At 65.6% G+C, this 13,937-nt stretch carries 13 protein-coding genes; 9 read left to right on the forward strand and 4 right to left on the reverse strand.

Going from position 1 to position 13,937, the window contains the following annotated elements; all coding sequences use genetic code 11:
• Window positions 1–156 precede the first annotated feature (156 nt).
• The 7 genes from ACXAD2_RS05850 to ACXAD2_RS05880 all read left to right on the forward strand — a co-directional run bounded on the left by ACXAD2_RS05850 (window position 157) and on the right by ACXAD2_RS05880 (window position 7,326).
• Window positions 157–915 carry a GntR family transcriptional regulator gene (locus ACXAD2_RS05850; protein WP_475168044.1) on the forward strand — a complete coding sequence of 253 codons (759 nt, stop codon included), beginning with the start codon at window positions 157–159 and terminating at the stop codon, window positions 913–915.
• Window positions 912–1,877 carry an ABC transporter substrate-binding protein gene (locus ACXAD2_RS05855; protein ID WP_475168046.1) on the forward strand — a complete coding sequence of 322 codons (966 nt, stop codon included), beginning with the start codon at window positions 912–914 and terminating at the stop codon, window positions 1,875–1,877. The genes ACXAD2_RS05850 and ACXAD2_RS05855 overlap by 4 nt, the downstream gene beginning before the upstream one ends.
• Window positions 1,878–1,903: 26 nt before the next feature.
• Window positions 1,904–2,698, forward strand: a complete 795-nt coding sequence (locus ACXAD2_RS05860) for an ABC transporter ATP-binding protein (RefSeq protein ID WP_475168047.1) — start codon at window positions 1,904–1,906, stop codon at window positions 2,696–2,698.
• On the forward strand, window positions 2,695–3,471 hold the full coding sequence (locus ACXAD2_RS05865) for an ABC transporter permease (RefSeq protein WP_475168051.1): 777 nt from the start codon (window positions 2,695–2,697) through the stop codon (window positions 3,469–3,471). The genes ACXAD2_RS05860 and ACXAD2_RS05865 overlap by 4 nt, the downstream gene beginning before the upstream one ends.
• Window positions 3,472–3,535: 64 nt before the next feature.
• Window positions 3,536–5,770, forward strand: coding sequence for an arylsulfatase (locus ACXAD2_RS05870; protein ID WP_475168054.1), 2,235 nt, complete (start codon window positions 3,536–3,538; stop codon window positions 5,768–5,770).
• 5 nt (window positions 5,771–5,775) lie between these two features.
• Window positions 5,776–6,687 (forward strand): nucleoside hydrolase, encoded by a 912-nt coding sequence (locus ACXAD2_RS05875; protein ID WP_475168056.1) that lies wholly within the window; start codon window positions 5,776–5,778, stop codon window positions 6,685–6,687.
• 144 nt (window positions 6,688–6,831) lie between these two features.
• Window positions 6,832–7,326 carry an Lrp/AsnC family transcriptional regulator gene (locus ACXAD2_RS05880; RefSeq protein ID WP_475168058.1) on the forward strand — a complete coding sequence of 165 codons (495 nt, stop codon included), beginning with the start codon at window positions 6,832–6,834 and terminating at the stop codon, window positions 7,324–7,326.
• 33 nt (window positions 7,327–7,359) lie between these two features.
• On the opposite strand, the gene ACXAD2_RS05885 is transcribed toward ACXAD2_RS05880, so the two are convergent.
• Genes ACXAD2_RS05885 through ACXAD2_RS05895 form a run of 3 tightly spaced genes read right to left on the reverse strand, consistent with a single transcriptional unit; the run spans window position 7,360 to window position 10,034 of the window.
• Window positions 7,360–8,271: a 2-hydroxyacid dehydrogenase gene (locus ACXAD2_RS05885; RefSeq protein WP_475168059.1), complete on the reverse strand. Its 912-nt coding sequence runs from the start codon at window positions 8,269–8,271 to the stop codon at window positions 7,360–7,362.
• Entirely contained in the window at window positions 8,271–9,641 is a 1,371-nt protein-coding gene (locus ACXAD2_RS05890; protein WP_475168062.1) for an aminotransferase class III-fold pyridoxal phosphate-dependent enzyme, read from the reverse strand. Before ACXAD2_RS05890 ends, ACXAD2_RS05885 begins: the two co-directional genes overlap by 1 nt.
• A 24-nt stretch (window positions 9,642–9,665) precedes the next feature.
• Complete coding sequence (locus ACXAD2_RS05895) at window positions 9,666–10,034, reverse strand: cupin domain-containing protein (protein WP_475168064.1); 369 nt, start codon at window positions 10,032–10,034, stop codon at window positions 9,666–9,668.
• A gap of 281 nt (window positions 10,035–10,315) precedes the next feature.
• Here ACXAD2_RS05895 and ACXAD2_RS05900 point away from each other — a divergent pair, with 281 nt between their 5' ends.
• A complete protein-coding gene (locus tag ACXAD2_RS05900) occupies window positions 10,316–11,215 on the forward strand; it encodes a GNAT family N-acetyltransferase (RefSeq protein WP_475168066.1) in 900 nt (299 codons plus the stop codon).
• Window positions 11,216–11,294: 79 nt separating this feature from the next.
• On the opposite strand, the gene ACXAD2_RS05905 is transcribed toward ACXAD2_RS05900, so the two are convergent.
• Window positions 11,295–12,584 carry an NAD(P)/FAD-dependent oxidoreductase gene (locus tag ACXAD2_RS05905; protein WP_475168069.1) on the reverse strand — a complete coding sequence of 430 codons (1,290 nt, stop codon included), beginning with the start codon at window positions 12,582–12,584 and terminating at the stop codon, window positions 11,295–11,297.
• Between the two features lie 495 nt (window positions 12,585–13,079).
• Here ACXAD2_RS05905 and ACXAD2_RS05910 point away from each other — a divergent pair, with 495 nt between their 5' ends.
• Window positions 13,080–13,811, forward strand: a complete 732-nt coding sequence (locus ACXAD2_RS05910; RefSeq protein ID WP_475168070.1) for an HAD-IA family hydrolase — start codon at window positions 13,080–13,082, stop codon at window positions 13,809–13,811.
• Window positions 13,812–13,937: the final 126 nt, after the last annotated feature.

The raw sequence follows: 13,937 nt of genomic DNA on the forward strand, positions 1-13,937 counted from the left end.
AAGGAGCGCTCAGGCGCGCCTGTTTGCACAATTTTTGGGCTGCAACACGTCAAAGCGTGCCCCTCTTTCTGGAAAACTCGCGATTTCTTTGGCGCGGACTTTGACAGCTACCTCGCGTCACGACAAGAGGTAGGACGTCCTACCTCTGGAGTCGGTATGCAGGAAACCTCAACAGATCGCGTGATCAACTTCATCAGATCCGAAGGCATGACGCCGGGCGACCGCCTGCCGGCGGAAATCGCCATGGCGCAGCTGCTCGGCCTCAGCCGCAACTCGGTGCGCGAAGCCTATTCCGAGCTTTTGGCGCGCGGGATGCTGACCCGCCGCCACGGCATCGGGACCTTTGTCGCCGAGCCTCCGATCATGAATTCCATGGGCAACAACGTCGGCTTCTGGAAGCTGATCGAGCAATCGAAGATGACCCCCGCGGTCCGCGAGCTGAGCCGTGGCAAGGCAGAACTGCCCGACGCGATCGCCTCGCTCATGGGGCTCGAGCCCGGCCGTGCGGTGGACTCGCTGCGCTGGCTTTTCCTCGCCAACGGCGAGCCCTGCGTGCTGATCGACCATTTCCTCGCGCCGCACGCGTCGCTCGAGCTGATCGATCCCGACGCGACGCCCAATGTCATGCATGCGCTGCGCGATCAGATCGTCGTGGAAGGCGCGACGCTGACCACGCAATCCTCTGCCACCAATGCCACGCTGGCCATCGCGGGGCTGCTCAACGTGCCGGAAGGCGAGGCGCTGCTGACCGGCATGGCCGCCGTCAAATCCGGCGACGGCACGGTGATCCTCGCCTCCCGGTCGTGGCACAACCCCAAGCTCATCAACAACCGCACCACCTCGCAACTCTCCGCGATGCACTTCCTGCACGCGGCCAATAACGCTCCCAACAACGCTTCCCAGGAGAACTCATGACCAAATCCGTTCGCATGTTCGGCGGCCTGCTGGCCGCCTGCGGGTTCCTCGCCGCGCAGCCGGTCTTTGCAGAAACAGCCGTCCGCTTCGGCGTTGACGCCTATACCACCGGCTCGCAAATCTGGGTCGCAGAGGACAAGGGCTATTTCGACGAAGAGGGGATCGACGCACAGATCACCACTTTCGCCACCGGCGTCGAGGCGATCGACGCGCTGCTGGTCGGCCGCGCCGATATGTCTGTCGGGCTCGACTTCCCGATGGTGTCGCGCATCCAAGGCGGCAAGCTGAAGGTGCTGGCGGGGATCTTCCACTCGACGCCGGGCTTCCACAAGCTGGTCGTGTCGAACGACATCCAGGAGCCCGCCGACCTGAAAGGCAAGAAGATCGGCATCGCCACGGGCACCGCCGAACACCTGATCACCTTCAAGTATCTCGAAGAGAACGGCCTCAGCCCCGACGACGTCGAGATCGTCGGCTTCACCAGCCTGATGGAAATCGTCGCCTCGCTGCGTTCCGGCCGCATCGACGCTTCCTTCGTCTGGGCTGACGGCACCGAAAAATCGACCAGCGACGGCGAGCATTACGTTCTGACCGACGACAGCGCCGCGAAGCTCAAGGGCAGCGCCTATATCGCCGCGGCTTCGGGCTTTGCCGAGGAAAACCCCGAGGCGGTGGTCTCGGTACTGCGCGCGCTCGACAAGGCCAGCAGCTTCATCTCGGAAAGCCCCGACGAGGCGGCGGACATCATCGCAAGCAAGACCCGCGCGCCGCGTGACACCGTGCGCAACCTGCTCGACTACAACGCTTTCAGCCTCGCGCTCGGGGACTACGAAAAGGCCGGTTTCGACGCCGTGTCAGAGTTTGTCTCGCGCAGCCAGTCGGCGGAAGTCACCTTCGAGACCGGCGTTGACGCGTCCTTCCTGACCGAAGCGGTTCCGAGCGCGGTCACCCTCGCCGAATGAGCGCCCTGAATACCAAGGATACCACGATGACTGCGACCACGGCCGCAATCTCCTTCGACGGGGTGGGCATGGCCTACCCCGGTCAGAAGGCCGGCAGCGAACTCATCCTCGCCGATCTCAGCCTGAGCATCGCCGAGGGGGAGTTCTTCATCCTCGTCGGGCCTTCGGGCTCGGGCAAGTCGACGCTTCTGAAGATCGTCGCCGGCACCCAGAAACAGACCGAAGGCGAAGTGCTCGCCTTCGGAGAAAAGATCAACGGCCCCGACCGGCGGCACGGCATGGTGTTCCAATCCGTCGAAGAGCCGCTCTTCGAATGGCTGACCGTGGCTGGTAACGTCGGCTTCGGCCCGGAGGTGGCGGGCAAGTCGCGCAAGGTTTGCCGGGAAATCGCGCAGAGATACATCGACCTCGTTGGCCTGCGCGGCCATGAAAAGAAGTTCCCGCACGAGCTGTCTGGCGGCATGAAGCAGCGGGTGCAGATCGCCCGGACGCTGGCCGCCGAGCCCGAACTGATCCTCTTCGACGAGCCCTTCGCGGCGCTCGACGCGCTGACTCGCCGTGTGCTGCAGCAGGAGCTGATCCGCATCTGGCAGGAAACCGGCCGCACCATGGTCTACGTGACCCACGACATCCGCGAGGCGGTGATCCTCGGCCAGCGCGTCGCCGTCATGAGCCGCGGCCCGCGCGCCAACATCACCCGCATCTACGATATCGACCTGCCCTATCCGCGGGACGATCTGGATGCCGAATTCGCCCGCTCGGTGCGCGAGATCGAGGCCGACATCGAAAAGGAGGCGTCCTCGCAATGGCAAGCGCAATGAACAAAGATGCGGCCCGCAAAGACATGGCGTGGTCCGCCGCCTCGGTGGCCGCTGTGGTGCTGCTGTGGCAGGCGGTGTCTACATGGTTCGTCGACCCGATGTTCCTGCCCACCCCGGTCGCCGTGCTTCAGGGCGCCTGGCAGTTGCTGCTCGACGGCACGCTGCTGAGCTCCATCGCGGTGTCGATGATGCGGATCCTGTCGGGCTGGATTTTGGGCAGCGCCATCGCCATCCCGATCGGTCTCGCGGTCGGTGTGTCGCGCACTGCGCGCGCCTTGATCGACCCGTTCATCCACTTCTTCCGCTTCGTTCCGGCGATCGCGCTCGTCACGCTGTTCATCGTGTGGTTCGGCGTCGGCGAGGTCAGCAAGATCATCCTGATCGCCTATGCCACGGCCTTCATCGTGACGGTGAACACCGCCAGCGGTGTGTCGGGCATCTCGCAGGACAAGCTCGATGCGGCGCGCTGCCTCGGCGCGAAACCGCTTCAGGTCTTCCGGCGCGTGACGATCCCGGCGAGCCTGCCGTCGATCTACGTCGGCATGCGGCTGGCGCTGGCCTCGTCGTTCCTGGTCATCGCGGCGGCAGAGATGCTCGCTGCGGACTCGGGGCTTGGCTACATCATCTGGACCGCGCGCCTTTATTTCCAAGTTGATTGGATGTTCGCCGCGATCATCGTGCTCGGCCTGCTGGGCTTCATCACGGACCGCCTGTGGCGGTGGGCTGGCCGCAGCCTGTTCCAGCGCTTCCTGCGCGGCGTGACCGGCTACTGATCAAGACACTTCCGGCGCGGCACCCGAGCGGGCCGCGCCGCCTCTCTTTCCAAGGACATTTCCGATGACCCAAGACCCGCAGCCGCTCATCGGCCGGACCCACCATGAATCGACGCGCGCCTATGCGCCGATCCCCACCGGACCCGCCGGCCAGCCCAATGTGATCTATGTGGTGCTCGATGATGTGGGCTACGCGGATCTGGGCTGCTTCGGCTCGTCGATCGACACGCGGAATTTCGACAGCCTGGCCGACCGCGGCCTGCGCTACAGCAATTTCCACACCACGACGCTTTGCTCGCCGACGCGCGCCTGTTTGCTGACCGGGCGCAACCACCATTCGGTCGGCATGCGCTATCTGGCCAATGCCGACATGGGCTGGCCCTCGGGGCGCGGCGCGATCGACCATAAGGCCGGGACGCTGGCCGAGATGCTGCGGCTGCAGGGCTATGCCACCTATGCGGTTGGCAAGTGGCACCTTGCGCCGACCGAGCAGGCCAACGCGGCGGGCCCCTTCGATCAGTGGCCGCTGGGGCGCGGCTTTGACCGCTTTTATGGCTTCATGAACGGCGGCACCGACCAGTATTATCCCGAGCTTTTCGAGGACAACCATTCGGCCACACCCCCCGCCAGCCCCGAAGAGGGCTACCACCTGTCGGACGACCTTGCGGACAAAGCCGTGCGCTTCATGTCCGACAAGATGGCGATCTGGCCCGACAAGCCCTTCTTCCTCTACCTGTGCTATGGCGCGGGTCACTTCCCGCATCAGGCGCCGAAGGAGGCGATGGAGCGTTACCGCGGCGCCTTCGCCCATGGTTGGGACGAGGAGCGCACACGCAGGCTCGCCAAGCAGAAGGCGACCGGCCTCGTGCCCGAGGGCACCGACCTGCCGCCGGCAAACCCCGGCGTGCGCGCCTGGGAGGAACTGTCGGCGGAAGAGCGCGAGGTCGCCGAGCGGATGCAGGAGGCCTATGCAGGGTTCCTCGATCACACCGACAAGAGCTTTGGCCGTGTCCTCGACTTCCTCGACCGCACAGGTCAGCGCGACAACACGATCATCGTGTTGATCTCGGACAATGGCGCCTCGATCGACTGCGATCCTGACGGCACCACCAACGTCCTGCGCTGGTTCAACAAGATCCCCGACGATTACGCGGTTTCGGCGCAGCAGCTGGAAGACATCGGCGGCCCGCGCAGCTTCGGCAATTATCCCTGGGGCTGGGCACAGGCCTCGAACACGCCGCTCAAGCTTTACAAGAGCTTTACCCATGGCGGCGGCGTGCGCGATCCGATGATCGTGTCCTGGCCTGCGGGCATGGAGCAGCAGGGCGAGGTGCGCAGCCAGTTCACCCATGCAACCGACATCACCCCGACCGTTCTGGAGATCTGCGGCATGCAGGCGCCCGAGACGATCAAGGGCGTGCCGCAGATGCCGGTGCATGGCGAGAGCTTCGCCTATTCCTTCGATGCGCCCGACGCTGAGACCCGCAAAACCACGCAGTATTTCGAGATGTATGGCCACCGCAGCATCTGGCATCAGGGCTGGAAGGCGGTCACCCGCCACGAGGCAGGCACGGATTTCGAGACCGAGGCTTGGGAGCTCTATCACCTCGACGAGGATTTCTCGGAAACCCGCGATCTGTCGGAGGAGATGCCCGCCAAGCTCACCGAACTGAAGGAACGCTGGTGGGCCGAGGCCGGGCGCTACGGCGTCATGCCGCTCGACGACAGCGACGTGCTGTTCCGTCCGCCCTATCGTCCGGGCGCGCCGCGCTGGCGCACCGCCTACAGCTTCTACCCGCCGATCTCGACCATTCCGCCCGAAGCGGCGCCGATGACGCAGGACTGCTCGCACCGGATCACCGTTACCGTCGAGCGGGACCGGCCCGACATGGAGGGCGCGCTGGTCTGTTTCGGCAACTGCCACGGTGGCTACGCGCTCGACATCTGCGACAACCGCTTGGTCTATGTCTACAACGCCGCTGGCACGCAGGTTGTGCGCCTGGTGTCCGACCGCGAACTGCCCGTGGGCCGCAGCGAGCTGTGCTTCGAGTTCGAGAAGACCGGCACTCTCGAAGGGCGGGGACGTCTGCTGATCGATGGCGAGGAGGCCGGCGCCTGCCTGTTCCCCAAGACCTTGCTGCGGCTCTCGCTCTCGCCGCTGCGCTTCGGCTCGAGCCATCCCGAACCGGTCGATCCCGCGCAGCGCAAGCGCCCCGACTTCCAGGGCCGGCTGCTGCAGGTGGACTACGCGCTCGGCGATGACGGCGGTCTCAAGCCCGACACGCTGGACGTGGACTGACCGCCATGAAGATGATCATCGACACCGATCCCGGCATCGACGACGCCATGGCGATCCTCTACGCCGCGGCGCATCCCGGGATCGAGCTGCTGGGGCTGACGACGGTCTTTGGCAATGTCACCGCCCGGCAGGCCACGCGCAACGCGCTGCACCTCGTGGAAAGGGCGGGGCTCGACATCCCGGTGGCGCAGGGGGAGAACAAACCTCTGGTCAACGGGCCGATCGAGCCCAGCCACCACGTACACGGACCCGAGGGGTTCGGCGAACTGACCTCCATCGACGCCCGTGGCACGAAGGTGGAGGAGAGCGCCGCCGCTTTCCTTGTGCGGATGGCGCGGCAGCATCGCGGCGAGCTGGTGCTCTGCCCGGTGGGGCCGATGACCAATATCGCCAAGGCGATGCTGCTCGATCCGGAGTTTGCCGGAAACCTCGCCGGGATCGTGTTCATGGGCGGGGCGCTGGACGTGCCGGGCAATGTGACGCCGTATGCCGAAGCAAATGCCTATCACGACCCGCATGCGCTCGACCTCGTGCTGAAGAGCGGCGCGGCGATCCGCATGATCGGGCTCGACGTGACGAACCGGGTGCTGCTCGACGCCGCAGATTTCGAGACGCTGGCGCAGATCAATCCCGCGCATGGGCCGTTCCTGCAGGAGATGAGCAGGTTCTATCTCGCATTCTACGCGGCGCGCGGGCAGGCAGGCTGCGGGCTGCATGATCCGCTGACCGTGATGGCTGCGGTGATGCCGGATTTGCTGGGCTTCATCCGGACGCCGGTCGAGGCTGTCCTCGAAGGGCCCGAAGGTGGCGCAACCCGGCGCGCCACCTACGGGCCCATGATCGAGGTGGCGACGGCCTGCGAGCCCGAGCTGATCAAAGAGCTGTTCTTTGCGCCGTTCCGCTGCGTCCCGGCATGACCAGTGTGAGTGTGAAACTTTGCGCCAATGCTGCCCGACCCTCGTGGCACTGGGAAATGACGTCAGATCGAATACGGTTGACTTGAGGGCGGCTCTGCCCTTCACAAGATGAGCACAGCGCGCAGACTGCAAGGACCAATACCTATGACCACCCGCTACAAGCTCGACCGGATCGATCTGAAGATTCTCGCCGAGTTGCAGCGGAATGGCCGTATCACCAACGTCGAACTGGCCGATCTTGTGCATTTATCGCCGTCGCCTTGCCTGATGCGGGTGAAGAAGCTGCAAAAGGCGGGCTACATCACCGGGTACGCGGCGCAGATCGATATGGCCAAGCTTGGCGAGACATTGATCGTGTTCGCCGAGTTCACGCTGAGCAACCACCGGCAGATCGATTTTGCCCGCTTCCAGCAAGCACTGGAGGAGGTCGAGTGCTGTGTCGAGTGCCACCTGGTGTCGGGCGGCTATGATTACCTGGCGAAATTCGTGGCCGCCTCGATTTCCGACTATCAGACGATCATCGAGGGGTTGATCGACCGCAACATCGGGATCGACAAATACTTCAGCTTCGTGGTGATGAAGACGCCCTTCAGCAAGACGCAAATGCCGCTGACGCATCTCTTCGCCGACAAAGTCTGACACGGGTTTCGTCCCGCGCCCCGCAGAGGGGGGTTAGTAACCCCGTGTCTGATCCACGAAGCCGGGGATTTCCGTGCCCTCGCGGGACGCGCGGACCACGGCGAGCGCGTGCTGCGCGCCCTCGCGCGCGTCGGTGCTGGCGGCCACATGCGGGGTGATGACGATGCGCGGATCGGCCCAGGCCCAATGGTCTTCAGGCAGCGGCTCGGGATCGGTGACGTCGAGCATCGCCGACGCAAGCTGGCCCGCGTCGAGCGCCTCTTTCAAGGCCGCCATGTCGAGTTGTGCGCCGCGCCCCGCGTGGACCAGCTTCGCGCCCTGGGGCAGCTTTGCGAAAAAATTCGCGTCCATCAGGCCGCGCGTCTCGGCGGTAAGCGGCAGCAGGCAGATGAGAATCTCGCTGCGGGCAAGGAAGTCCTCCATGCCAGTCGCGCCATAGACCTCGACCCCGGCCACGGCGCGGCCAGAGCGCGACCAGCCCGCCACGTCAAAGCCCATGCCGCGCAGGGTTTCAGCGGCCAGTTGCCCGATCCGCCCCATGCCCATGATTCCGACCCGCGTGCCCCGTGCCAGCGGCACCGGGCGGTTCTGCCAGCGGCCTTCGCGCTGCTGGCCCAGATAGATCGGCATCTCGCGGTGCAGCATCAGCGTGGCCATCACCACCCAGTCGCGGACCATCTCCTCGATGCCCGGTGCCAGCGTGCGGGCAAGCTGCACGCCCTTGGGCATCGGGGGCATGTAGTCGACCCCCGCGCCGGTCGAGATCACCACCCGCAGGTTCGGGTAGCGCCGCAGATCCTGCGGCGGCACCCAGCACACCAGATGGGTGATCGCGGCGGGGTCGGTCACCGCCGCCTCGCCCACGATGATCTCTTCCCCTGCCGCAGCGAAGAGCGGCTGCCAGACTGCAGCGCGCTGTGGCGTAGAGAGAAAGAGCAGCGCCATCAGGCGAGAACCGCGCGGATCTCCGGGTCTTCCAGCGTCAGGTCGAGCACGGTGCGGGTGCGCTCGACGATGGCGTCGATCTCGGCCTCGGTGCAGCAGAGCGGCGGTGCGTAGCCAAAGATGCCCTGCGCGAAGCTGCGCACGATGAGCCCTTGTTCCCATGCCCGGTCAAAGAGACGGGTGGCGGGCTGCACGGCGGCGGGCAGCGGCGTTTTCTTTTCCTTGTCGGTGACCAACTCGACGGCGGCCAGCATGCCGCGGCCGCGCACATCGCCGACCAGCGGGTGATCGCGCAGCGTCTCGAGCCCCGCCATGAGCCGCGCCCCGGCCTTGCGGCCATTCTCCAGCAGACCGCCCTCGTAGAGCCGCAGCACCTCCAGCGCGACGGCGGCAGAGACCGGATGCGCCGAATAGGTAAAGCCATGGCCGACTGCCTTGGCCCCCGCGCCCTCGGCGATGGTCTCATAGACATGATCGCGCATGAAGACCGCGCCCATCGGCACATAGCCCGAGGTGAGGCCCTTGGCGGTGGTCATGAGGTCGGGCACGATGCCTTCCTCTTCGCTGGCGAACAGCGGACCGGTGCGGCCAAAGCCAGTGATCACCTCGTCGGCGACAAACAGGATGTCCATCTCGGCGCAGGCGTCGCGCATCGCCTTGATCCAGCCCTTCGGCGGCACCAGAACCCCGCCCGAGCCCTGGATGGGCTCGACGTAGAAGGCGGCGACCTTGTCCTCACCGATGGCGGCAACCTTGGCCTTCAGCTCGGCGACCGAGGCGTCGATGATCTCCTGCTCGGTCTTCAGCGGGTTGCGATAGATGTAATGCGACGAGATCTTGTGCTGCCACTGGTAGGGCACGCCAAAGCCTTCGTGGAAGCCGGGCAGCGCCGTCAGGCCAGCGCCCATGGTGGTGGAGCCGTGATAGCCCTGCTCGACCGAGATGAACTGGTCGCGCTGCGGCTGGCCCTTCGCGTGCCAGTAGTAGCGGATGAAGCGGATCGTGCTGTCCACCGCGTCCGAGCCGCCGAGGCTGAAGTAGATGTGGTTGAGATCGCCCGGGCTGCGCTCGGCCAGTTCGGCGGCAAGGCGGATCGGCGCCTCGGCACCCAGATCGAAATAGCCCGTGGCATAGGGCAGCTTGCGCATCTGCTCGGCGGCGGCCTCGACCACGCTTTCATGACCGTAGCCAGCGTTGACGCACCACAGGCCCGCGAAGCCGTCGATCAGCTCGCGACCCTCGGCGTCGGTGACGGTGGCGCCGGATGCCGACCGCAGCACGCGCACGCCGCGCGCCTCATGGCCTCGGAAGGACGAGACGGGGTGGACAAGGTGCTGGCGGTCCAGCTCGACAAGGGAATTGGTCAGCATTTTGATCTCTGTGTCAGGAGGGGGTCAGGAGGCGATGACGAAGATTTTCTTCACGGTTTCCAGCGTGTGCCAGGTGCCGATGAAGCCAGGCTTCATGATGAAACTGTCGCCGGGTCCGAAGGTGTGGCTCTCGCCGCCGTCCTCGGAAATCGTGCAGCGCCCCGAGAGGATGTGGCAGAACTCGAAGGTCTCGCCCTTCAGCGAGATGGTCTTGCCGGGTGTGGCCTCCCAGATGCCGGTACGGACCTTGCCCCAACGGGCGGCCTCGGAGAGCGCGGTGTCAAGTTCCCACGTCTTGTAGTGAGGCGCGCCCTCGATCAGCCGATCGGGCGCGGCATCGGCTTCCTTCGGGGCGAAGGTGGGGGCGGTGTCGAGAGGAAGGAGGAGGGGCATCCGGGGCTCCGCAGCATCTTGGGTCATATGCATGTGTCGCACTTGCAAGGTGCCGCGCGGGGACTGAATGCGCGCCCCACACGGCATCGCCTGCCGATTTGGGGCCGAGCCACGCAATCTTCTGCGCCGGCTATGCCGCTCGGTCGAAACCCTGAGGGCAGAACAGCATAAAGTTTCGACAGCGCGGGATATTTGGTGGAATTCCCTGCTGGCCTTGCTTGATAGTGGGCTTAAATCTCCCGAGCGGGCGCATCGCCCGACAACCAGATGGACCGATCAAGTTGAGCGAGAACAGTTCCGCCCCGCCCGAGGACGCCCCCCTTTTACTCGAGACCTTCCGTGCGACCATCAGCCCGGTGACCGCAGAGAGATTGCCGCACCTGCATGAACTCGCGGTCAGCGTCTTCTGGCCGCATCGCGGGCGGGACATCGAGCTCTTTCTCGAGCTGGGGCAGGGGTACATTGCGCATGACGAGATCGGTCGCGCGATGGGCTCGGCGATGTACTTCCCGATGGGAGAGGACTTCGCCATGCTGGGCATGATGATCGTCACGCCGCGGCTGCAGGGCAATGGTGCGGGGCGGCGGCTGCTGGAGCGGGTCCTGAAGGATTGCGAAGGCCGCGATCTGCGCATCACCGCAACGCTTGCAACGCGCGCTTTCTATGCTTCTGCCGGGATGGAGCCTGTCTGCAATATCGCGCAGCACCAGGGCTTTGCCAGCGCCGTCGCCGCGCCAAAACCGGTGCCAGGCCTGCTAATCCGTCCGCTGGAGGCGGGTGACTTGGACGCAGTACGCCAGCTGGATACGGCGGCCTATGGGGCCGACAGGACGGTGGCGCTCGACGCGTTGCTGCGGCGGTCAGAAGGGCTGGTGGCGGTGCGCGACGGCGAAATCCGCGGCTTCGCGCTGAAGCGTCCCTTTGGGCGCGGTGTCGTCATCGGACCGCTCGTGGCCGAAGACGACGCGATGGCCGAGCAGCTTGCTGCGCCGCTGATCCATGCCTCTGAGGGGGCGTTCGTCCGCGTCGACGCGCCGGTGGCGCATGAGGCCTTCCGCGCGCTTCTGTCCGCAGCAAACCTGGCGGTCTACGACACGGTTACCGAGATGCGCCGCGGTCCTGCGCGACGGGCAACAACCGGGGCTCAGGTCTACGGCCTTGCGACCCACTCGCTCGGCTGACGACGCCGCTGATCTTATCGACGAATGCAAATGGGCCGCCTTCGAAAGAACGGCGGCCCTTTTCTTGGAGTGATGCGCCTCAGGACAAACGGTCCTTGAGGGCGAACCACTGGCCGACCAGCGGCAGGAACCAGGGTGTTCCGGTGTGCATCGGGATCGGCGGCCAGTCCATGCCGGCCAGCGGGTTCGTGTCCGTGCGGCCCATCGCCATATCGGCCAGCGCCTGACCGATCAGCGTGGTCATCTGCGCGCCATGTCCGGAAAACCCCATACCGTAGATCATGCCCTCCGCCTCGCCTGCGCGCGGGTAGCGATCCTGTGTCATGTCCACGAGGCCGCCCCAGCAGTAGTCCAGTTCGATGTCGGCCAGCTGCGGGAAGATCTCGGCGAAACCGCGGTGCAGGATCTGGCCGGACTTGGCATCGGACTGCTGGTCGGAGCGGGCTGAAAAGCGGGCGCGCCCGCCGAAGATGATGCGGTTGTCGGGCGACCGGCGGAAGTAGTTGCCGATGTTCATCGAGGTCACATAGGTCCGGTCGCCGGGCAGGGCCTGCGCCATCTCGGCATCGGTCAGCGGGCGGGTCGCGATGATGAAGGATCCGACCGAGATGATGCGGCGCCGGAAATAGCCCAGCTTTGCGCCCTTGTGCTGGCCGGAATACGCGCCGGTGGCAAGGATCACCCGCTCGGCCTGCAGGGTGCCCTTGGGGGTCTCCAGCAGCCAGCCCGCGCCGTTGCGGCTGCGCCCGGTGACCGGAGCCTGCTCCCAGATCAGCGCGCCGTGCCGCGCGGCGGCCTCGGCCAGCCCGTGCGCGTAGCGCCCCATGTGCATCATCGCCGTTTTCTCGTAGAGCATGCCGCCGTGGAAGGCCTCGGAGCCGACCTCTGACGGCAGATCCGCGCGGTCGATCCAGCGGGTCGCGCTGTCAACCTCGGCGTGAATCGTTTCGAAGTTCGCGCGCAGCCCGGCGACATGGGAAGGTTTGGAGGCCAGCTTGAGCTTGCCCGAGCGGCGGAAGTCGCAGGCGATGCCCTCCTCTGAGATGACATCCTCGATCATGTCGATGGAGCGGTCATAGGCCTTGTAGAGTGCATGGGCCCGTTCCGCGCCGAGATGCGCCTTCGCGCTGGCATAGCCGTGGGCGATACCGTTGTTGAGGTGGCCGCCGTTGCGCCCGGAGGCACCAGAGCCGACGCTGCCTGCCTCAAGCAGCGCCACCGAGACACCTTCCCGCGCCAGCTTGCGCGCGGCGTTCAGCCCGGTGAAGCCGCCGCCGATCACCGCCACGTCCACACGGCCCGCCACCGGGCCGGTTTGCCCCGCCGTGAAGACGGGGGCGGTGTCATGCCAGTAGGAGGAATATTTCATGCCGTCGATCCTTGCGCTCAGCTGTCTTGGCGCAGGATGCCGCAACTTCTGCCAAGCCATGTGCCGGTTTCCCCGGTCTCGCCGCAGGAAATTTGCTATTGCGCGGCAAGTGCAGCACGCCGTGCCGTATGGACGGCACGCGATGCGCGCGCGGCCCCGCGATTGTGGGGCGCGCACCGCGGGTTTTGCCCGCGAAACGGGCATATTCGGGCCGATTTTGGCATAAATCGCCGTTCTCACGGCTCATGACGCAACTTGGACTGATATGCCGCCGGGCCCGAGATTTCGCAACTTTCTGCCGTCTGCGGGCGGGATTTAGCATCCGCCACTGCGCCGGAGCGGTGATGCTGAGGATGTCCCGAGGCGCGCTCCCTCTCTCCTCAGCCGCCCGCGGACCCGGCGCACTCCCCGCTGCCGGACCAGACAGACCCGACGGGTCACCCCCCGGACGTGCCGCACCCTTCTGCTGGCACCTGACAGAAAGGACCGCGCCAGATGGCGACCGAGACCGCAGTGAAACCCCTGACCGCCTTCAGCTACGTCACCTTCGACGTGGTCGGCACGCTGATCGACTTCGAGGGGGCTATCAAGGAAGGCCTTGCGACCATCGCCGCCAAGGAAGGCGTGGACGTGGACGGCGAGGCGGCGCTCTCGGTCTACCGCGACGCGCGCTACGAGCCGGGCGCGGGCCTCTTCCCCGATGATCTGGGCCGCTGCTATTCGCGCATCGCCGCCGCCTTTGGCCTGCCCGACACCGAAGACTACCGCCAGCTGATGATCGACACGGTGGGTGAGGCGAAACCCTTCCCCGACAGCGCCGAGGCGATGGCCAAGCTCAAGGCCCGCTACAAGCTGATCGCGATGACCAACGCCCGCCGCTGGGCCTTCGAGAAATACGCCGAAAAGCTGGGTCAGCCGTTCTGGGCCGGTTTCACCACCGACGACACCGGCTGCGAGAAGCCGAACCCCGAGTACTTCCAGCAGGTGTTCGACTATGTGGCCAAGGACGGCGGCTCCAAGGACGACATCCTGCACACCGCGCAGAGCCAGTACCACGACATCGGCATCTCGCGCGAGCTGGGCATGACCAACGCCTGGATCCAGCGGCGCCACGCGCAGAACGGCTATGGCGGGACCATCGAGCCGAAGGAATTCACCGAGCCCGACTACCATTTCCACGCGCTGATCGAACTGGCGTGTGCCGCAGAGGATGCCTTCGAGGGCTGATCCTTCGGCCGTCGCGCAGGTCTCGCGCGGCGGCCTCGCGACGGTCGAGACGGCGCGAAGATCGTCCAACCGTTTCTCCGCCCCCGGAACGGGGATAAGATCAAAAAAAGGAGGCCGCTCCCCCGG

The sequence above is a fragment of the Salipiger sp. ABN3_019 genome (assembly GCF_056158605.1).